The following is a 19,997-nucleotide window of genomic DNA, read 5'->3' on the forward strand; positions in this document are numbered from 1 at the left end:
GCCTAAAATATTAGCTAGGTCATGAGGTTAGTCAGTCTATTATTTAGCAGAAACAAGGCCCTAGATTTTGACAAGCAGCATTATGAGTTGTAGCTTAATAAGATGTGCGAACAGCCGATTTTCGTGTAGGACTTCATTTCAAATTTAAGTCATCAGGCAGCATGATCGCACTTTCACCTCAAAACGAGAGTGAGATCAAATCAAGAAAGTAACCTAGAGGTTAGATTATAGGTACGACAAAGCCAGGTGATTGCTTAGACAAATGGGCAATGAACCTCACTTAAGCGCGTTACTCACCAACAAGGAGCCAATCATGGCAACAGACGTTGAAATCGCACAAGAGTTCACCCCTAAACCCATTACCCAAATCAGTGACCATTTAGGTATTGAAGCTGACCACTTACTACCTTATGGACGAGACATCGCCAAGGTAGACCTTGCCGCACTCAATAAAGTGTCCAACAAACAAGGCAGACTCATTCTCGTCTCAGCCACAACCCCCACACCATCCGGCGAAGGCAAAACCACCACCACAATCGGCTTAGGCCAAGCTTTTACTCAATTAAATGAATCTGTGTGTTTAGCCTTAAGAGAACCTTCTTTAGGGCCATGTTTAGGCATGAAAGGCGGTGCAACTGGGGGCGGTTATAGTCAGATCATGCCGGGAGACAGGATTAATCTGCATTTCACCGGTGATTTTCATGCCATAACCAGTGCCAATAACCTACTTTCAGCCGCAATCGATAATCACATCTACCAAGGAAATTTGCTGAACATAGACCCTAGGCAAATTGTCTGGCGTCGAGTCATGGACATGAACGACAGAAGCCTGAGAAATATTGTACTTGGCTTAGGCGGTAAAATGCAGGGCATCCCTCGCGAAGGGGGCTTTGATATTACGGCTGCATCTGAGGTAATGGCCATGCTCTGCTTAGCAACGGATGCAAGCGATTTAAAAAAACGCCTTGATCGTACCTTAATTGGTTACACCTTTGAAGGTCTGCCAGTACAAGCAAAACAGCTAGAAATCACTGGCGCTATGATGGCGTTATTAAGAGATGCACTGCAGCCTAATTTGGTACAGAGCTTTGAAGGGACGCCAGCTTTTGTCCATGGTGGTCCTTTTGCCAACATTGCCCATGGTTGTAATAGTATTATTGCCACGCGCATGGCCATGCATCACGCAGATTGGGCCATTACCGAAGCAGGTTTTGGCTTTGATCTAGGAGCTGAGAAGTTCTTCGATATAAAATGTCGTATTGCAGAGCTTGACCCTGATGCCGTGGTATTGGTGACCACGGTCAGAGCACTGAAAATGCATGGAGGAAAGGCTAAAGATGACTTAGCCAAACAGGATTTAGAAGCGGTTAAAAAGGGCTTAGAGAACCTTGATAAACATATTGAAAGCGTTGAGTTATTTAATAAGCATCCAGTAGTTGCACTGAATCGTTTCGCCACCGATACAGATGAAGAAATTGCCTTAATTCGGGCCAGATGCGCACAACATAATGTGTCTTTTGCAGAAACCACACACCATGCCAATGGCGGTAAAGGTGCGATTGAGTTAGCGAAAGTTGTGATGGCGTCGGTCAGTAAGAATCGTCCTTTCCAACCCCTCTATCAATTAGATTTACCTGTGATTGAAAAGGTGAAAGCGGTTTGCAAAGCCATGTATGGGGCATTTGATGTCGCCTTTTCTAAAGAAGCCGAAAAAGACCTAAAGCATGTGGAACAACTCGAACTCACACACTTGCCTGTTTGCATTGCCAAAGCACCTAGCTCTTTATCTGATGACCCAACTCTTCATGGTAGACCCAGAGACTTTGAAGTCACAGTAAGGGCTATTCAGATCAATGCTGGAGCCGGTTTTTTAGTGGTACTAACTGGCAATATAATGCGTATGCCAGGCTTACCCAAAAAGCCTGCGGCTAATAATATTGAATTACTCGATAGCGGCATCATTAAAGGATTAGAATAAGTTTTCATCTTTATGGAAGCAAAAAGTAACGCTTCTATTGATCACATCAAGAGGGGTCATTGATCTCTCGTGATGCGATCAATCAGCAGGTTCCCTTAGAAGTCATTAACTTTTATTTAAACCCTATTCACCTTTTTATAATCTGTATTGAATTCTTTACAGAATAGAATTTTATTCAATTTAAAATTCCCTATTTAATGATTGTAATTAAATGCAAATACGGCAGAATAAAAGACGATTTTTAACTTGTCTCAATATTCTAAAACTCCCTTGAGACAAGCTTTTCCAGCCCTCTAAAAAATAGGACTCAAGCACCATGTTTAAGCACTTAAAAGCGGTTCCAGGCGATCCTTTATTAGCTCTCATCATAGCTCACCGTAATGATCCAAATCCTAAAAAGATTGATTTGGGTGTGGGTGTTTATAAAGATAATTCTGGCCATACACCGATTTTAAATAGTGTTAAAAAAGCCGAAGCAATTTTATTAGAGCAAGAAGACTCTAAAAGCTATATTGGCATTAATGGCGCTCCTGAATTTGCACCTGTTGTACAAACACTACTTTTAGGTGAAAACAGCAAGATAATTGCTGACAAGCGTATTTTCTCTGCACAAACACCAGGCGGCACTGGTGCACTAAAAGTCGCGGCAGATTTTATTGGGGCTAACCTAGCCAATCCTAAAATTTGGGTAAGTGATCCGACCTGGGGCAACCATCTACCTATTTTTAAAAGCTCTGGCATAGAGATAGCCGCATATCCTTATTATGATGCACAAACGAATGGCCTTCGTTTTGACGATATGATGGCAACGCTTAAAGCAGAAGTAAAAGCAGGTGATACCATTTTGCTTCACGCTTGCTGCCATAACCCAACGGGTATCGATCTGAAAATCGAACACTGGCATGCTCTTACAGATCTCGTACTTGAGAAAGGTTTGCTTCCGTTAGTTGACGCTGCTTACCAAGGCTTTGGTGATGGTCTTGATGAAGATATGGCAGGCCTAAGATACATGGCGGAGCGTGTGCCTAGCATGCTAATTGCTAATTCCTTCTCTAAGAACTTTGGCATATATCGCGAACGTTGCGGTGGTATGAGCATCATTGCTGAAACTACTGAAGAAGCAAGCAATGCATTTTCTATTGTGGGTATGGCGATTCGTGCCAACTATTCTATGCCACCCGCTCACGGTGCCTCTGTGGTTTATACCATAATGCAAGACAAAGCATTGCATGCTGAGTGGGAAGCGGAAGTAGCGACTATGCGTGATCGTATTAACGACCTACGCCATAAGTTAGTAGAAAGCCTAGCAAAATCATCATGCACAAAAGACTTTAGCTTTATTAAAGATCAAAGAGGCATGTTCTCGTATTCTGGTCTAACGCTTGAGCAAGTACTTAGATTACGTAATGAGTTCTCCATCTATATTGCAGATACGGGCCGTATGAATATCGCCGGTATCACAGACGATAACCTTGAGTACCTTGCGGAGTCTATCGCAACTGTTGTGGGCTAATTGCTTTTACAGCGTTTAAAGACACTAAAAAGGGAAGCGACTGGCTTCCCTTTTTTATACGCTGAATTTAAGGATTTCTAATGCAATACAGGCGGATTCTTGGATTCAGCCAAACTAATCTCAGGATGATTAAACTGAGCAAGACGCATAATGGATGGCTCAATTAATTCTTGCCAGAAAGAAATTTCTTCACGACTCATATTATCTAACTTAGTCCAACCTGCCTCAGTACCAAATAAGCGGACCGATGCCAGCACTTCATCCAAGAAAGCTTTATCGCCTTTTCTAGTTAGACCTGTTAAACGTGCCCCTCGCATAAAGCCAACGCACCACTCATCAATCACGATTTCTTGATCACCGTCCACTTCTACTTGTAAGTAAACAGGATGTAATTCGCCTTTGACAAGGCAGTCCATGGTGTTGACATACATAAGCAACACGAGACTTAAAAACTCTTCTTCTTCTTCAGGTGATGCCCAGTTAGGCTGATCTTCATCAACCCCCCAAATGCCCGATATCCAAGCATCGGGCTCTAAGCTTTCCTTAGTACAACCCAAAGCGGTGAAATAACCATCCAGCTCAGATACGCACATAAGAGAACGCTCACAGCCATAGCTAGAAAGATAATGATCAAGACGATTATAAAGAGCGTCTTCATCAATCACATCTTGATTTTGCTCTTCTGTCATAATGATTCCTTAGTAGGATACAACAACTTACTTCCTACATTTTATAATGCACTTATTTATCTATTTTAACGCTAAATCACTATTCTTGCTGCAAGTTAATTTCTTATCTTTTTCTTTTTTGAGATACTGGGATATATGATACTTTGCTTACATTAGTATAAGCAGCTAAAAGATTTTTTCTCATTTGTTGGAAAGTCATTATATGAAATTTTTAAGTATATTTGTTTTACTTTTTATCAGTGCATGTTCTGGAGAAAAGGAAATAAATAAAGCTATAACTGAAGCAAAGATTAACAAAGACTTTCGACTCTTAAGTCTCGGTGGTCGTGTTCCTAATTTTCCAGGCGTTGAACCAAAAGAACTGGAGATGTTACTTAACATTTGCGGGAAACGTATCATTGAAAATACAAGTGATTTCATCCAGCAAGGAGAAAATTTAGATTCTCGAAAAGCGGCCTTTCAATTTGCAAGCGAATACAATCAGCAAATTAAAGCCTTATGCATTAAACATTATAATTAATTATTTCAAGCCTAAAGAGCAAAGGATTTATGCGTCCCTCATATTTTTTACTATTCATCATCAGTATTTTTTCACTTCCGTTACAGGCTCAGAACTTTTGGACAATGAGCACACAAGAAACCAGCATTCTTTCAGCAAAGTCGGCAACAACGCTAAAGCAAACTTTCTCAGCAAATAGTCAGCAAGAAGTGGATGTAGATTTTGACGGTATCAGTCAAGCCCTCCTAAATATAGATGAAAGTCTAGGCTATATTGATTTGCAAATTCCATTACCAAATGGTGAATTCAGCACTTACCGATTTACTGAGTCCAGCATTATGCAGTCAGGCATCGCAGCTAATTACCCTGAAATCAAAACGTTTAAAGGTGTTGATACTAGCGATGTAAATAACAATGGACGCTTTGATGTTAATGAACTAGGTTTTCACGGAATGTTTAGGCACAAGGGAGAGCTAATTTATATTGACCCTGAATATATAGGTAACACGTCTGATTACGCCAGTTATTATGCAAAAGATGCGACTCCACTTAATAAAAACAATGCTGATACCCTTTTAGAAACAATTAACAATAACACTGAAGGCGCCTCAAGTATTACCCCTTCTGCTAAAGCAAGCTCTTCAGGTAATGAAGTGACATTTGAGTTACTTATAAGCGCGTCAGGTTTATATACAGAATATTTTGGATCAAAAACAGCCGCTCTTGCCGCAATTGTCACCATGGTTAATAGAGTTAATGAGGTTTATCAGTCAGATTTAGGCATTACTTTAGAGCTCATTGATGAAACTGAAGATTACATATTTACTGATTCAGATACAGACCCCTACCCAGACGATGGTTGGTTACAAGACCTTCAAGCAAATGCAGATACCACTGCAGGGGATTCTAGTAAGTTTGATATTGGACACCTAGTTTCGACCACGAGTGGTGGTGTAGCTTACGCAGGCGTATGTAATAGCACATACAAAGCGCAGGGCTTAACAGGTTCTAGCTCTCCAACAGGTGATAGTTTTTACATTGATTATGTAGCGCATGAAATTGGCCATCAATTCAATGCAAATCATACCTTTAATGGCACAACAAGTAGCTGTGGAGGTGGAAATAGATCATCAACCACCGCTTATGAACCAGGCAGTGGATCTAGCATCATGGCTTATGCAGGTATTTGTGGAGATGAAAGCTTACAAGATAATAGCGATGCGTATTTTCACGCAGCTTCAATTGATGAAATAACCACATATATTACAACAGGTTATGGTGCAACATGCAGTTCATCAACAACTTCAAGTAATACTCCACCCACAGCTGATGCTGGGTCCGACTTCACAATACCTTCTCGTGTTCCTTTTATTCTTCAAGGTTCTGCAAGTGATGATGATGGAGATTCTATTCTGTATACATGGGAGCAAATGGATTTAGGAGATTCATCTTCAAGTCAAGCTACAATGGAAGATGATGGCTCTAGACCTATCTTCAGAACATGGGAAGGAACAACTTCTTCAATTAGATATCTTCCACGTTTGGAAGATGTCATTGAAAATACGACTTCTATCGGGGAAGCGTACCCTGCAAGTGATAGGGATTTAAACTTTAGGTTAACAGTGAGAGATCAAAATAATGGAACAGCTTATGATGATCTTGTTATCACAGTAGTCACAACTGATAATATTTTCGAATTCACTTCACCCTCTAGCCTATCCTCCTGGTCCATTGGCGAAAGCCAATCTATCAGCTGGGAAGTAGCAAACACAGACATTTCACCAATATCATGCTCAAGTGTTGATATTTTATTATCGCCATCGAATGACGGAGATTTCAGCGTGGTGCTTGCAGACAGTATAGTAAACGACGGTTCTGCAACCGTTATCGTTCCATCCTCATTTACATCTGATAGCAACTTAATGTTACGTTGCGACGACTTAAGATTTTTTAATGTACTTAATAATAAGGTAAGCATTAGTAACATAAGCGCTTCAAGCTCTTCAAGTGACGGATCAGGGAGCTTTGGATGGTGGATAATTATGGTATTTTCAAGCTTATGCGTTTTAAGGTTTGTTGAAAGATCTCGTTATTTGTAAAAAAAAGTCAAATTATCGTCTTTTTTAATGTAATATTGTGTAAGTGTTTATGGTACTTACCATGGGCTATTGAGTGATCAATGACACAATATTATGCAGACATCTGAATCTATAAAAACTAACGTATCTAATCGCTTGGGCACACCTTTAAAAGCTTTGTACTCAAGCTTATTTCTACTCATGTTATTTTTTGCACCTTATAGTGAGTCATGGACAGCACTATGGCTCACGACTTGCGACTGGAATCAAGATCTCTGGCGGTATGTAAGTGCTCACTTTACACATTGGAATCTAAGCCATTTAACAATGAATATGGCGGGTTTAATGATCTATATTTGGCTTTTTATGGATGATATGAATCATAAATCAGCCTTCAAAGAACAGTCAGTTAGCATTCTTTTCATTTTAGTGATTAGTGATAGTTACTTACTCACCTGCTATAAATTAGCAACTTATGCGGGCTTCTCTGGTATTTTATACGGCTTATTCGCATTTGGTTCGATTCGTTATTGGAAGTCGAATCCGCTTATCTGCAACCTAATTATTTTAGTACTTGTTCTCCAGCTACAACCTTGGCTTGAAACCACCAGCTTTATTGCTGAACAAGGCATAGTGATTGCAAAAAATGTTCATCTCGTTGCCGTATTAAGTGCCATTCCAGTCGCTGTTCTCTTTCTATTTAAAGAGAAAAAATCTCGTCTTCTTATTTAACGATAAACAGCATTAAAGCAGGTGCTGTTCAATTGTTTCATGGCTTAAGCCTGTTATCACGTTATCTAGTTGTCGTGCAATAAGCCCATTATCTAAACTAGGTTCTAACTCTTTGGCGCTGGCCATCACCCCCAGCTGATTAAGTTGAATCTCATCATTGTCTTTAGCAAGCTCAAAGCTGCCAGCACACTTGGGACAATGTAAGTGATCTCCTGCTTTATGCTCACTTTGCACGACAATCGTTGGCCCGCAAGTAGGGCAAGATTGCAGCGGAATGCCCTCATCACTGTGGCCGATAATATGAGCTAACTTTCCTTCTTCACCCAAAGCAATTAAAGCGTCTGCAAAAACACAATCAAACTGTGTGCCTTTATTATTAGCAATAATTGATAACGCTTTTTCTTGAGGCATGCCAGCACGATAAGGACGAGAGCTAGTCATCGCATCAAAAGCATCACACAAGCCAACTATTTTCGCCATATCGCTAATTTCATCGGCTTTTAACCCTTGCGGGTACCCAAGGCCATCGGGCCTCTCATGGTGTAATAACACCGCATCTTTCACCAGCTCAGCTAAAGGGTGGCCTGATAACATACGAAAGCCAATGTTAGGGTGAGTTTTAATCACATCATATTCTTCATCCGTTAACCTGTCTGCTTTTCGTAATATTGCATCAGGAATCCCTACCTTGCCTAAATCATGTAGAAAACCACCCAAACTAATTCTGGCTGCATCATCTTTTGAGAGACCTGCCTTTAAGGCAACTAATTCGGAGAACTTCGCCACACGCCATAAATGCCCCCCTGTATAGGGATCTCTAGCTTCTACAAACCATGCCATGGTCATCAAGCTAGATAATAAATGGGTTACATGAGTATTATTTAAGCCATTCACTTGAGACTTTTCCGGTGCACCCGAAACCCATTGATTAACCTTACTCAGTAAGCTCATAAAACTACCTATGATATGTCAGCGAAGATGGCATTATTACCACGAATAAAATATAGCTATTAGGACAAAATGAAGGGCACTAGGTTCACCCAAATCTAAATAAAAAATGGGTGAACCAATTGGAAAGGAGTTATTAATCTATGGTTGCGAGATTACCGTAGGTTTCTAACCAAATTTTACGATCACCAGCCCGCTTTTTAGATAGTAATCTATCTAAGGCTTCACCTGTTGTATCTGCATCTTCCATGGTTAGCTGAATCAAACGCCTAGTATCCGGTGCCATAGTCGTTTCTCGTAATTGAGATGGATTCATCTCACCCAAACCTTTAAAGCGCTGTACGTTTGGCGTCGAGCGTTTATGTTCAGCCGCTAGCTTATGTAAGATAATATCTTTCTCTTCATCATCAAGGGCATAATGCACCTCTTTTGCCACATCGATCCGATACAAGGGGGGCATGGCGACAAAAATATGACCCGCTTTAACCAATGCTGGGAAATGACGAACAAATAAAGCACACAATAAAGTCGCAATATGCAGCCCATCAGAGTCAGCATCCGCTAAGATACAGAGTTTCCCATATCTAAGTTGAGACAAATCTTCGTCAGCAGGATCAACACCTAAAGCAACAGAAATATCATGAATTTCTTGAGAAGCAAGCACTTCAGAAGAATCCACTTCCCAAGAGTTTAAGATTTTACCTCTTAGTGGCATGATAGCTTGAAACTCTTTATCTCTGGCTTGTTTAGCAGATCCACCCGCAGAATCACCCTCCACCAGAAAAAGTTCGCTTCGCACGGTATCTTGCCCAGCACAGTCTGCCAATTTTCCAGGTAAAGCAGGACCTTGCGTAATTTTTTTACGCACCACTTTCTTACTTGCTCGCATACGCTTTTGCGCACTAGAGATGACGATATCAGCAATTTTTTGCCCGTCTTCAACATGTTTATTTAACCAAAGGCTAAAGGCATCTTTTACAGTGGCAGAAATAAAGGCAACAATTTGACGCGAGGACAAACGCTCTTTCGTTTGACCTGAGAACTGTGGTTCTTGCAACTTCGCGGATAAGACATAGCTACACCTTTCCCAAACATCTTCAGCAGTCAGCTTTACACCACGTGGTAATAGATTTCGGAAATCACAAAACTCTCTAATCGCTTCTAGCAACCCTGTTCTTAAGCCGTTCACATGGGTACCGCCTTGTGCGGTTGGGATCAAGTTGACATAACTCTCTGTCACTAATTCCCCTCCTTCTGGCAACCACTGTACTGCCCAATCAACCCCTTGCGTTACTTCCGTCATACCGCCTACAAAAGGCGATTCAGGTAAGAGTTCAAAGCCAGCATTAGCCTGAGCTAAATAATCTTTTAAACCATCTTGAAAGAACCATTCTTCTTTGACTGTTTCAGCACCGGATTCATCAATGAAAATCATATGTAAGCCAGAACAAAGTACCGCCTTGGCTTTTAATAAATGTTTTAATCTGGTGACAGAGATTTTTGCTGAATCAAAGTATTTTGGATCAGCTTTAAAGCTAACTTTGGTGCCAGTATTTTTTTTACCACAGGTGCCGATTTCCGTTAGATCTTGTGTTTTTAAACCATCGGCAAAGGCAATATGAAATTGTTTTCCGTCACGCTTCACCCACACATCTAACTGGGTTGACAAGGCATTAACAACTGACACACCCACACCGTGCAAACCACCTGAGAACTGGTAGTTATCTCCAGAGAATTTACCACCCGCATGTAGCTTGGTTAAAATTAGTTCAACGCCTGATATGCCTTCTTCAGGATGAATATCAACCGGCATGCCTCGACCGTTATCTTCGACACTTAAAGATCCATCCTTATGTAAGGTTACTTCAACCTTATCAGCATGCTTAGCTAGCGCTTCGTCTACTGAGTTATCAATAACTTCTTGTGCTAAGTGGTTTGGCCGACTGGTGTCTGTATACATACCAGGACGTTTTTGAACTGGCTCTAAGCCACTTAGGACTTCAATGGAATCCGCATTATATTGATTGGCAGACATTCTTCATTCCAACTTCTAAAGGGTTCTTCTTATTCATCTTAATACACACCAGGTTAACGTTATAAAAACAAGCATATATGAATAAGGTTTAAAATATTGGGCATCAGTCTAACACTGCCATGTGATAGATTACAGTCGAGAAAGGTACAAGTAAGAAGAAAGGAATATAAGGCTGAATACTTTAATTTGATTCAAGCTTAGCAAAGCATATTAGCTGATCAAGATAGCGCTCAAAGCCCTCAAAACTATGATTCCCCCCCTCCTCTAAAAGCGTATTAACCCCCAGATAATAATCAAGAGCGTGTTGGTAATCTAAAGTTTCATCTCCTTTTTGCAGCATTAACCAAAATAAATCTGGCCGAGTTAATGCGACATCATAGGCGGTTAATTGATGAATATGCTGCTCAGTGAGATGGTACTCTTCACCTGTATGATAATTTTTTTGTACACCTAGATGCTTTTCAAGTAATACAGGCGCGCCAACCGCCGGGTTAAGCACCACACTCTTCACTTGATACTTATGCGCTAAATAAGTGGCATAAAATCCCCCTAAGGAGCTGCCAAAAAGTGTCACTCCCAAGGACAGTTTTGACTCAATGATAGCTTCGAGTTGTTGAATAGCCTTTTCTGGCTGCCAATTAAGTCTTGGAATAATTAATGATTCCCCCAAGCCTAAGGCATCACAGCGTTGCTTAAGTAAACTGGCTTTATGGGCATTCTCAGAACTATTAAAACCATGGAGGTAAATAAGATAAGGCATGGTATTTGGCTCGGTTAGAAACGTTTTGAATTTAACAGAATAGGAAGGATAGAAATGGTTTAAGCAAAAGCCACTAGGTCATCTTGATTGAGACGATATCCATGTTTTAAACACAGCTCTAATAAATCTGCTAACTGCTGATTTAAGCGAAACTTTTCATCTCGGTGCAACATGGCATCATTAGGATAAGGGTAAACCCCCTGGTATTGGCGATGACCATCTGTAATTTCCGCTATTTTAACGTCATGATATAAGCGTACTGTCATTTCAACACCATGATCAAACAATAAATCTGACTTTTTTTGTTGACCAAAATTTAATTGCAGCTGGCTAGTGTATTGACTTTCCTCGGTCAGCACTAAGCTTAAGCGACTTTCTTGCCCACCTATGGTGTGAACTGAAAAGTGCCATTGTGCATCTGCTTCTTTGCCACGTGTAATACGTACAATTCGGCGATAGTTTAATTCGCCTAGCATTTGCAAGCTGCTTAAATCGGGAACATATGCATCTTTTATCATACTTTAGTTACTTTTAATCACGGCTTGTTTTGGCACTTTAGCGTCTTGTTCCAGTGCCTCTTTATAATGACCAATACGCTTATCCTTAGCAGCCCAATATTGATTAAAACAATCATTAAACTCTGGTCTATTTATCCCTGCAGGCTCAAAATTTGGTGAGTTTAAAACATCCTGTGGTAATGGGATCTCCCTAACCACCACTTTAGCAGATTGTAAACGTCCGCAGAGCAAATCCCAAAATGAAATATTTTCTTGTGGATAAATAACACTCATATCCACAACTGAACTAAATTTATTTGGCATGGCTTGCAAGACAAATGCAATACCACCAGATTTAGGCTTTAACAGGTGCTGGTATGGTGATCCTTGTTTTAAGTGCTTTGCCTTGCTCCAGCGCGTTCCTTCCACAAAGCTTAGCACTGTATTCGGTGCTTGCATAAATCGCTTACACGAACGACGTGTAGTTTCTATATCCTTACCTGCAAGATGAGGATACCTGGCTAAAAAGGCTTTGCTATAACGTCGCATAAAAGGAAACCCCATTATATAGGTTGCACTTCCAATCAAGGGAAACCATATAAGTGAATGTTTCATAAAGACTTTTGGCAAAGGCATTCGCCCTTGTATTTGGGCAAAAACGACAAAAACATCAACCCAAGTTTGATGGTTAGCAATGACTAAATTCCAGCTTTTAGCTTGGCTTACTTGCTCCTCATCAAGTTCCCAATGCACATTTAAGACATGCTTTAACCAAAAATTAATACACGCAAACCAGGCTTCATAAAGTTGATGTAAGGCATCTTCATTCGATTTATTTATCAGTCCGTTAGAACACCAATAATACAAAGCAAAAAGATGTAATAATCCAGCGAGGACTAATGTAACCACACATAGATATAAAAGAGAGATCAGCCCCAATAGTGGTCTAAAGGGGGCGATAAAAGGTACAAATATTTTAAACATGGAAATAATTACCCATTCATGAAGCAAGTCAGCTAATTTATGGGGTTTTGAAGCGCTTTATATTATATTTTTTATGTCCACTTCTGGCGTAATAGGTCTTTATTTAAAGCTAGCCATTGGAGTCCCATAATGGTACTTGCATTGTCTATATCTGAATCTAATAAATCAATGGCATTTTCAGCCAACATTAGATGTAAACGTATGTCTTCTCCTTCTTCTTCAAGCCCAAAACTCTGGCTTAAATCGACCTGACTTGCATCAAACTCCCCCGCATACATGCGTAAATACTCAACTAAGCCTCCAGGAGAAGGAACAAACTTAAACATATACTCTAATCGTTTTATTTCAACACCAGCTTCTTCTAATGCTTCTCGTCTTGCCACGTCTTCATCTTTTTCACCGGGCTCCACCATGCCTGCAACTAACTCAAGCAACCAAGGGCTTTCATGTTTAACAGCACAAGGTCTAAACTGTTCAATTAATAACACCTGATCTGATCGTGGGTCATATAGCAAAACACATACAGCATCGTCTCTCACCATCATTTCACGTTCAATGGATGCACTCCAGCCCCCTTGGAAAAGACGATGTTTTAGCCTGACCTTTTTCATTTTAAAGAAACCATCATAAAGCGTTTCTTCTTTTTCAATGAGTACATCATTCTGTGTAAATTTAGTCATGCTTTTTATTGTCCTTTTCAATCAAGTCTTGCTCTTTTTTATCTTTATCAAGCGCCTCATTTTGCCAACCTGCTGGCGGGCGATATTTATCTAGATCCAAGTTTTCTTGTGTCCTTTCATTTTTTTTCTTTTCATCCTCTTGATGCCTATCGTTTTGCATCTCTTGTGCATCTAAGTCCAATGCTTTTGGTGTATTTTTAAAGGTTACTTCATGCCCTACTTCTGGCCTTCTAAAATAACGCTCATCATTAAAAGCATACATCCAATGGGGGTGTAAAATACTGAACCCTGAGATAAACATGCCATTAACAACCGCTTCAGGAAATATAAAAAGCGGTAAAAAACTAATATAATCAAGCAAATCTAGAGCAAACAGAAACTCACCACCCATATACAACATAATGCCAGCAAACATGGCTACTAAGACACTCGATACCAAGCAACTCATAAAGCCAGCCCCCATAATAAAAACAAAGGGGTTTTGCGGTTTTAAAGACTCTATCCACACATGAACTCGCCAAGTGAAAAGAATTGGAAAAACAGCATTAATAAAGTAATTAAGCCCAAAACTCTCCAATTGCCCCGCACCTGTAAATAAAAACCCAAATTGTGCGATGAACCCTGCAAGTAAAGCGAGTTGCCAGCCAAACATTAGACACAAGGTAGTAATGCCCAAAAAGTGGATGGTGACATCAAGATTAAGGCTGATATTTACCTGCCAAATCAAAAGCAGCAGTAGACACACCGCAAAAAACCGGTGCTGCAACCCCTTATCATTAACCAATGCATGCCAATCAAGTTTTTTTAGCAATAAATAGATGAGGGGGAATAGCAGTAAATTAAAGAACCACATTTGCCCTAAAGTTAATAAGCTAGCGGATATATTCATAAGCAATATCTGTAAACATATAAAATAGATAACCCTATCATAGGCGAACAAGTTGAATTTCACTCAAGACAAAAGTAAGGCAGAATATAGGCCTACTTTATTACTTGGGTTGTTATTATGTCACTTTTGCGTTGCTCTTGGTGCTTGTCTTCTGATCTATATATTGAATATCACGATCAAGACTGGGGTAAGCCCATTTATGACGACCAAAAACTATTTGAATACTTAACCTTAGAAAGTGCCCAATCAGGACTTAGCTGGATCACCATACTCAATAAGCGTGAGGGTTTTCGCAAAGCCTTTTATCAATTTGATATTGATAAAGTCGCCAATATGAGCGATGAAGAAGCAGCCAAATTACTGACCAACCCAGACATCATACGCCACCAAGGAAAAATACAAGCCACCATTAATAATGCGCAACAAATTCAAAAACTTATAAAAGAATTTGGCAGCTTTAGCCAATATTTTTGGGGATTTAGCAATCATAAAGTCATAGATAATAACCCCGCATCTATCAGTCAGGTTCCCAGTAGCACAGAACTATCTAAAGCTATTTCAAAAGACATGAAAAAGAGATGCTTTAAGTTTTTTGGACCAACAACCTGTTATGCATTTATGCAAGCAACTGGCATGGTAAATGACCATATTAAAGAATGTAGTGCTAGACACAGTGAGTCAGAATAAAAAACGGCAAGATTTTGATTTAGTTAATGTTCTTAAAAAAATTGCCGATATAACTATTATATAAATTTGTTTTCTGTAATTTTTTTAGCCTTGGTAAAACACATGTTTGATAATAAAAGTATTTTAATCACTGGTGGTACTGGTTCGTTTGGCAAACAGTATGTAAAAACCTTATTAGCAAACTATCAACCCAAAAGGCTAATCATTTTTTCTCGAGATGAACTCAAGCAATATGAAATGCAACTTGAGTACAATGCAGATTGCATGCGTTACTTCATCGGTGATGTGAGAGATAAAGATAGACTCATGCAAGCGATGCAAGATGTAGATTTTGTCATACACGCCGCCGCATTAAAGCAAGTGCCTGCTGCAGAGTACAATCCAATGGAATGTATTAAAACCAATATACATGGCGCTGAAAATGTCATTGCAGCAGCGATAGCCAATGATGTTGAAAAAGTCATTGCTCTTTCGACAGATAAAGCCGCTGCGCCAATTAATTTATATGGCGCAACTAAGCTTGCATCAGACAAGCTTTTTGTCGCTGCTAACAATATGGTAGGTAAAGGCCAAACACGATTTGCGGTTGTACGATATGGTAACGTAGTGGGTTCTCGCGGCTCTGTTGTGCCTTTCTTCGAAAAACTTGTGGCAGACAAAGCTGAACATATTCCTGTGACTCACACAGAAATGACACGCTTTTGGATCACATTACAAATGGGTGTCGACTTCGTTCTAAAAAACTTTCAACGCATGCATGGGGGTGAGATTTTCATTCCAAAAATACCTTCTGTTCGAATTATTGACTTGGCAAAAGCCTACGCACCGAATACACCAATTAAAGAAGTTGGAATACGACCAGGTGAAAAGTTGCATGAGATAATGTGCCCTACTGACGACTCTTATCACACCTTTGAATACCATGATCATTATGTCATCGCTCCAAGCATTAAGTTTTATCATGATGATATTGGCTTTAACAAAAACAAGCTCGAAGAAAAAGGTGCGTTAGTAGAAACAGGTTTCGAATATCACTCTGGTACTAACCCACACTTTTTAAGTATTGATGAAATTAAGCACTTCAATAACGGGTGAACTATGACATTAAATAAAGCCACAGAAGCGTCATTTATCCCCTATGGTAAACAAAGTATTGATAGTGCTGATATTGATGCCGTAGTCGAGGTATTAAAGTCTGACTTTTTAACTCAAGGCCCTGTAATACCCGCTTTTGAAAAAGCATTTTGTGATTATACTGGCGCTCACAGCGCAATCGCCGTAGCGAATGCGACTGCCGCTTTACATATCGCTTGTTTGGCACTTGAAATTGGGGAAAATGACCTTGTTTGGACCTCCCCAAACTCATTTCTGTCATCGGCAAATTGTGCACTTTTTTGTAATGCGAAAATAGATTTTGTCGATATCGATCCACATACCTATAACTTATGTGCAAAAAAATTGGCAGAAAAGTTAGCCTTTGCAGAAAGAGAAGGAAAGCTACCCAAAGTCGTTATTCCCGTTCATTTTGCTGGCCAACCGTGTGACATGCAAGAAATTCACGCCCTGTCCCTCAGGTATAATTTTTCAATTATTGAAGACGCATCACATGCCGTTGGTGCCTCATACCGAGACAAAAAGATAGGTGCTTGCGAGTATTCTGATATTTGTGTTTTTAGCTTCCATCCAGTCAAAATAATTACGACAGCGGAAGGAGGGTTAGCCCTTACAAACAAACCTGCGCTGGCCCACAAAATGCGTAAATTTGCATGTCATGGGACCGTTCGCGAAGAAAATCAGCTGTCTGATAGAGGCCAAGGTAGCTGGTATTATGAGCAGCAGTCTCTTGGCTACAATTATAGAATGACTGAGATGCAAGCAGCCTTAGGTTTATCCCAGTTAGCTAAGTTAGACCACTTTATTGCCTTAAGGCATCAGCTATTTGAGAACTATTCAAGACTACTTGCTGACCTAGATATCCACTTGCCAAAGCTTAAAGAAGGCCTGCATTCTGCACTTCATTTGTACCCAATTTGTCTCAGTACAAAACTTACACACCATAGAAAGGCAATTTTTCAATCTTTAAGATCTCAAGGTATAGGCGTACAAATACATTACATTCCCATTCACACTCAACCCTATTATCAAAATCTGGGCTTTAGAAGGGGAGATTTTCCAAATGCTGAAAACTACTACGAATGCTGTTTATCACTTCCTCTATATTCAAGCCTAAGCTTTGAGCAACAAGAAAGTGTAAAACAAACCTTGGGTCAAACTTTATCTCATTTTACCGACTTGGATTAGCCCATGATTAATGTTGCGATTATTCCAGCTAGAGGTGGATCACAAAGAATTCCAAGAAAGAATATCTTAGAGTTGGAGGGCAAACCTATTATTGCCTATTCAATTGCAACAGCGAAAGAATCAGGGTTATTTGATCGTATTATTGTCTCAACAGATGACGAAGAAATTGCCCAAGTTGCGAGGGATTATGGCGCTGAAACACCTTTCATCAGACCAGCATCCTTAGCGGACCACTACACGGGAACCACGGACGTATTTCAACATGCGGTAACATGGCTAGAAGATAATGGCGAAAATATAGACAGAGCCTGCTTAATTTACGCAACCTGTCCATTGTTAAAAAGCCAATTTCTTATTGAAGGTTTTCACAAATTATCTCAGGCTAAATTTAGCTTTTCGGCAACCAGTTTCGCATTTCCTGTCCAAAGAGCACTTAAAATAACCCAGACTGGAAAAGTCACACCTATGTACCCTGAACATATAAAATCAAGGTCTCAAGACTTAGAGGAGGCGATTCATGATGCTGGCCAATTTTATTGGGCCAGAGCAAAAGACTTAAAAGACTCACCAGTCTTTTTTGGCCCAGAATCTAAACCTGTAATGTTACCTAGACACCTAGTTCAAGACTTAGACACACCTGAAGATTTAGCCGTGTTAAAACAGCTAATAAAGCTAACTTAAACTGGTTTAAAGGATGCAGATAAATGATCGCCAATCTGCTTAGCTTTGGCTCCAACTGACATATGCGACAAGATAAGCCCAGCTTTTTGTAAATAATCTAAATCATACCAATCAATTAATAATTGCTGACATGTTTGTAGAATCACTAACTGCCTTTGATTATCAGAGCATAGGTTAATAGCATTTACTCTGCACCAACCCTGCTGTTCATGCTCTTTTAATAACTCGGTTTGATTATCTGCCACCTGGAAAAAGCTACTTGGCACACCAATAGCTGCCAATTCAAATAAGGTACTGCCTCCAGCAGAAAGAGCCATTTTTGCACGTCGCATCAAACTAGCAACATCTTTTACACCCTGATGATATTCAATATTCTGCTGCTGACAATAACGAATAACCTGATCAGCGTGCTTTGCATTTTGACCCAGCATAACCAGCATATCTACAGAACGAAAACCTATTGAATTTAAACTTTTAAGAATGGGTAAAGTTAACGCTAGTGGGTCTGTACCCCCTAAAGTAATAAGCAACTTGTCGAGTGAGGCGTTGTCATTTTGTCTAAACTGAGGCCTTAGCAAAGCGTAATCTAAACCCAAAAACAGATTCGGTGTTTCTTGATAGTCGTTAATTAAATTCGCCAAATTGGCGCTATAGTCTAGAGAAATAGGATTAAGCAACCAACGACAATATAAAGCCCCTCTATCATTCATATCATCGATCAGAAAAAGCCTTGGCTGGGTGTTATATAGAGCTTCAATCATCTTGGAATCATATTGATAATGATCCAATATCACTAAATTCGCTTCTAAAGCCAGCGTAAGGAACTCACTCTCATTAGCAATAATACGATCACCTTCAGCACTCATTTCTTGGCAACTGATATGGCACACAAACTGAACCTGCCAACCCTGGCTTAAAAGTAAATCAGCTAATATTTGACATCTCACCCTATGCCCCATACCAATGCTAGGAGATGCATCGGCACGAATTAATGCTAAAGGATTAGCCATTTTGGTTTTGAATCATAGACCAGGTTAAAGCTTCACCTTTTTTAACATCTTGCACTAATGTTTGACCAAGAACATCAGACCAATGTTTAGGTGCTAAACCCAAAGAAGGGCGAATGATTTGTATATTTGAACTATCGAGTTGATCACCCGCTTTACAATCTTGCGCGATATAAATCGAACGTCGATATTTTTTAAAATCTTGCTCTGCAGCTGTTCCACCATAGGTAACAGCGCCTAAAGATGAAGATGCCTGACGACAAGTTTCGACTAATAAAGACATTTCATCCGGCTCCATTGAAAAAGCAGCATCAACCCCACCAGCGCTTCGATCCAATACAAAATGTTTCTCTATGACACTTGCCCCTAATGCGGTCGCTGTCACAGCAGCAGCAATACCTTGCGTATGATCTGACAAGCCAACTTTGCAGTGAAAACTGCTAGCTAGATCAGACAAGGTAATTAAGTTTGAATCCTCTATTTTAGCTGGATAAGTGCTGGTGCATTTAAGTAGGGTAATTTCATTATCACCGATTAACCTTACTAGGCTTACTGCTTCTTCGATTTCAGACTTTGTCGCCATGCCGGTTGACATAATCATAGGCTTGCCTGTTCTTGCAACAGCTTCAATCAATGGCAAGTCTGTTAACTCAAAAGAAGCAATTTTATAAATAGGTACATCTAATGACTCTAAAAAATTAACCGCATTAATATCAAAAGGAGAACTAAAAGCAACTAGTCCTAATGACTTTGCATAATCAAATAAAGGTTGATGCCACTCGTAGGGCGTGGAGGCTTTTGCATAAAGATCATACAGATTATCTCCTTCCCATAAGCTGCCTTGAGCAGATACCATAAACTCTTCGTTTCTGACATTTAGCGTCATAGAATCAGCGGTATAAGTTTGCAGCTTAATCGCATCCACACCAGTTTTAGCCGCCGCCTCTATCATGGCTTTAGCTAAAGCAAAGTCCTGATTATGGTTACCCGATAATTCGGCAATAATAAAAGGCGATTTAGACATATTTTGATTTTTCAT

The 19,997-nt window shown here is 39.9% G+C and carries 19 protein-coding genes; 9 read left to right on the forward strand and 10 right to left on the reverse strand.

What is annotated here, in order from left to right:
- The first annotated feature begins 313 nt into the window (after positions 1-313).
- Both MED121_RS20040 and MED121_RS20045 read left to right on the forward strand, forming a co-directional pair.
- Complete coding sequence (locus tag MED121_RS20040) at positions 314-1,978, forward strand: formate--tetrahydrofolate ligase (RefSeq protein WP_036181279.1); 1,665 nt, start codon at positions 314-316, stop codon at positions 1,976-1,978.
- A 316-nt stretch (positions 1,979-2,294) separates the two neighbouring features.
- The gene (locus tag MED121_RS20045; protein ID WP_009835604.1) at positions 2,295-3,491 is read left to right on the forward strand and encodes an amino acid aminotransferase; all 1,197 of its coding nucleotides are present in this window, start codon (positions 2,295-2,297) and stop codon (positions 3,489-3,491) included.
- A 77-nt stretch (positions 3,492-3,568) separates the two neighbouring features.
- Here MED121_RS20045 and MED121_RS20050 read toward each other — a convergent pair whose 3' ends face one another.
- Positions 3,569-4,180 (reverse strand): UPF0149 family protein, encoded by a 612-nt coding sequence (locus MED121_RS20050; protein ID WP_009835605.1) that lies wholly within the window; start codon positions 4,178-4,180, stop codon positions 3,569-3,571.
- Between the two features lie 202 nt (positions 4,181-4,382).
- Between MED121_RS20050 and MED121_RS20055 the strand changes: the two genes are divergently transcribed.
- The 3 genes from MED121_RS20055 to rrtA all read left to right on the forward strand — a co-directional run bounded on the left by MED121_RS20055 (position 4,383) and on the right by rrtA (position 7,489).
- On the forward strand, positions 4,383-4,700 hold the full coding sequence (locus MED121_RS20055) for a hypothetical protein (protein WP_009835606.1): 318 nt from the start codon (positions 4,383-4,385) through the stop codon (positions 4,698-4,700).
- A gap of 104 nt (positions 4,701-4,804) precedes the next feature.
- The gene (locus MED121_RS20060) at positions 4,805-6,778 is read left to right on the forward strand and encodes a reprolysin-like metallopeptidase (RefSeq protein WP_009835607.1); all 1,974 of its coding nucleotides are present in this window, start codon (positions 4,805-4,807) and stop codon (positions 6,776-6,778) included.
- Between the two features lie 180 nt (positions 6,779-6,958).
- The gene (gene rrtA / locus MED121_RS20065) at positions 6,959-7,489 is read left to right on the forward strand and encodes a rhombosortase (protein WP_242603234.1); all 531 of its coding nucleotides are present in this window, start codon (positions 6,959-6,961) and stop codon (positions 7,487-7,489) included.
- A gap of 12 nt (positions 7,490-7,501) precedes the next feature.
- Here rrtA and MED121_RS20070 read toward each other — a convergent pair whose 3' ends face one another.
- From MED121_RS20070 to MED121_RS20100, 7 genes are all read right to left on the reverse strand, one after another.
- Positions 7,502-8,440: an HD domain-containing phosphohydrolase gene (locus MED121_RS20070; RefSeq protein ID WP_009835609.1), complete on the reverse strand. Its 939-nt coding sequence runs from the start codon at positions 8,438-8,440 to the stop codon at positions 7,502-7,504.
- Between the two features lie 133 nt (positions 8,441-8,573).
- Positions 8,574-10,472 carry a DNA topoisomerase IV subunit B gene (parE, locus tag MED121_RS20075; RefSeq protein ID WP_009835610.1) on the reverse strand — a complete coding sequence of 633 codons (1,899 nt, stop codon included), beginning with the start codon at positions 10,470-10,472 and terminating at the stop codon, positions 8,574-8,576.
- 181 nt (positions 10,473-10,653) lie between these two features.
- Complete coding sequence (locus tag MED121_RS20080) at positions 10,654-11,232, reverse strand: YqiA/YcfP family alpha/beta fold hydrolase (RefSeq protein WP_009835611.1); 579 nt, start codon at positions 11,230-11,232, stop codon at positions 10,654-10,656.
- Between the two features lie 59 nt (positions 11,233-11,291).
- Positions 11,292-11,750, reverse strand: a complete 459-nt coding sequence (locus tag MED121_RS20085) for a DUF1249 domain-containing protein (protein WP_009835612.1) — start codon at positions 11,748-11,750, stop codon at positions 11,292-11,294.
- A 3-nt stretch (positions 11,751-11,753) separates the two neighbouring features.
- Positions 11,754-12,713 carry an acetyltransferase gene (locus MED121_RS20090; RefSeq protein ID WP_009835613.1) on the reverse strand — a complete coding sequence of 320 codons (960 nt, stop codon included), beginning with the start codon at positions 12,711-12,713 and terminating at the stop codon, positions 11,754-11,756.
- Between the two features lie 71 nt (positions 12,714-12,784).
- Positions 12,785-13,393, reverse strand: a complete 609-nt coding sequence (locus MED121_RS20095; protein WP_009835614.1) for an NUDIX domain-containing protein — start codon at positions 13,391-13,393, stop codon at positions 12,785-12,787.
- Complete coding sequence (locus tag MED121_RS20100; RefSeq protein WP_009835615.1) at positions 13,386-14,282, reverse strand: energy-coupling factor ABC transporter permease; 897 nt, start codon at positions 14,280-14,282, stop codon at positions 13,386-13,388. Before MED121_RS20100 ends, MED121_RS20095 begins: the two co-directional genes overlap by 8 nt.
- 117 nt (positions 14,283-14,399) lie before the next feature.
- Here MED121_RS20100 and MED121_RS20105 point away from each other — a divergent pair, with 117 nt between their 5' ends.
- The 4 genes from MED121_RS20105 to pseF all read left to right on the forward strand — a co-directional run bounded on the left by MED121_RS20105 (position 14,400) and on the right by pseF (position 17,951).
- Positions 14,400-14,969: a DNA-3-methyladenine glycosylase I gene (locus MED121_RS20105; protein WP_009835616.1), complete on the forward strand. Its 570-nt coding sequence runs from the start codon at positions 14,400-14,402 to the stop codon at positions 14,967-14,969.
- Positions 14,970-15,071: 102 nt separating this feature from the next.
- Complete coding sequence (pseB, locus tag MED121_RS20110) at positions 15,072-16,064, forward strand: UDP-N-acetylglucosamine 4,6-dehydratase (inverting) (protein WP_009835617.1); 993 nt, start codon at positions 15,072-15,074, stop codon at positions 16,062-16,064.
- Between the two features lie 3 nt (positions 16,065-16,067).
- A complete protein-coding gene (gene pseC / locus MED121_RS20115; protein ID WP_009835618.1) occupies positions 16,068-17,270 on the forward strand; it encodes a UDP-4-amino-4,6-dideoxy-N-acetyl-beta-L-altrosamine transaminase in 1,203 nt (400 codons plus the stop codon).
- 3 nt (positions 17,271-17,273) lie between these two features.
- Positions 17,274-17,951 (forward strand): pseudaminic acid cytidylyltransferase, encoded by a 678-nt coding sequence (pseF, locus tag MED121_RS20120; protein WP_009835619.1) that lies wholly within the window; start codon positions 17,274-17,276, stop codon positions 17,949-17,951.
- Here the strand turns inward: pseF and pseG are convergent.
- The gene (gene pseG, locus MED121_RS20125) at positions 17,948-18,961 is read right to left on the reverse strand and encodes a UDP-2,4-diacetamido-2,4,6-trideoxy-beta-L-altropyranose hydrolase (protein WP_009835620.1); all 1,014 of its coding nucleotides are present in this window, start codon (positions 18,959-18,961) and stop codon (positions 17,948-17,950) included. The genes pseF and pseG overlap by 4 nt on opposite strands.
- Entirely contained in the window at positions 18,954-19,997 is a 1,044-nt protein-coding gene (pseI, locus tag MED121_RS24230) for a pseudaminic acid synthase (protein ID WP_009835621.1), read from the reverse strand. Before pseI ends, pseG begins: the two co-directional genes overlap by 8 nt.

This window comes from Marinomonas sp. MED121 (assembly GCF_000153025.1).
Lineage (GTDB): Bacteria > Pseudomonadota > Gammaproteobacteria > Pseudomonadales > Marinomonadaceae > Marinomonas.

Bases quoted from the DNA above. Each gene is read 5' to 3' on its own strand.
- MED121_RS20040 (WP_036181279.1), top strand. From the start codon at position 314: ATGGCAACAGACGTTGAAATCGCACAAGAGTTCACCCCTAAACCCATT.
- MED121_RS20045 (WP_009835604.1), top strand. From the start codon at position 2,295: ATGTTTAAGCACTTAAAAGCGGTTCCAGGCGATCCTTTATTAGCTCTC.
- MED121_RS20050 (WP_009835605.1), bottom strand. From the start codon at position 4,180: ATGACAGAAGAGCAAAATCAAGATGTGATTGATGAAGACGCTCTTTAT.
- MED121_RS20055 (WP_009835606.1), top strand. From the start codon at position 4,383: ATGAAATTTTTAAGTATATTTGTTTTACTTTTTATCAGTGCATGTTCT.
- MED121_RS20060 (WP_009835607.1), top strand. From the start codon at position 4,805: ATGAGCACACAAGAAACCAGCATTCTTTCAGCAAAGTCGGCAACAACG.
- rrtA (WP_242603234.1), top strand. From the start codon at position 6,959: ATGTTATTTTTTGCACCTTATAGTGAGTCATGGACAGCACTATGGCTC.
- MED121_RS20070 (WP_009835609.1), bottom strand. From the start codon at position 8,440: ATGAGCTTACTGAGTAAGGTTAATCAATGGGTTTCGGGTGCACCGGAA.
- parE (WP_009835610.1), bottom strand. From the start codon at position 10,472: ATGTCTGCCAATCAATATAATGCGGATTCCATTGAAGTCCTAAGTGGC.
- MED121_RS20080 (WP_009835611.1), bottom strand. From the start codon at position 11,232: ATGCCTTATCTTATTTACCTCCATGGTTTTAATAGTTCTGAGAATGCC.
- MED121_RS20085 (WP_009835612.1), bottom strand. From the start codon at position 11,750: ATGATAAAAGATGCATATGTTCCCGATTTAAGCAGCTTGCAAATGCTA.
- MED121_RS20090 (WP_009835613.1), bottom strand. From the start codon at position 12,713: ATGTTTAAAATATTTGTACCTTTTATCGCCCCCTTTAGACCACTATTG.
- MED121_RS20095 (WP_009835614.1), bottom strand. From the start codon at position 13,393: ATGACTAAATTTACACAGAATGATGTACTCATTGAAAAAGAAGAAACG.
- MED121_RS20100 (WP_009835615.1), bottom strand. From the start codon at position 14,282: ATGAATATATCCGCTAGCTTATTAACTTTAGGGCAAATGTGGTTCTTT.
- MED121_RS20105 (WP_009835616.1), top strand. From the start codon at position 14,400: ATGTCACTTTTGCGTTGCTCTTGGTGCTTGTCTTCTGATCTATATATT.
- pseB (WP_009835617.1), top strand. From the start codon at position 15,072: ATGTTTGATAATAAAAGTATTTTAATCACTGGTGGTACTGGTTCGTTT.
- pseC (WP_009835618.1), top strand. From the start codon at position 16,068: ATGACATTAAATAAAGCCACAGAAGCGTCATTTATCCCCTATGGTAAA.
- pseF (WP_009835619.1), top strand. From the start codon at position 17,274: ATGATTAATGTTGCGATTATTCCAGCTAGAGGTGGATCACAAAGAATT.
- pseG (WP_009835620.1), bottom strand. From the start codon at position 18,961: ATGGCTAATCCTTTAGCATTAATTCGTGCCGATGCATCTCCTAGCATT.
- pseI (WP_009835621.1), bottom strand. From the start codon at position 19,997: ATGAAAAATCAAAATATGTCTAAATCGCCTTTTATTATTGCCGAATTA.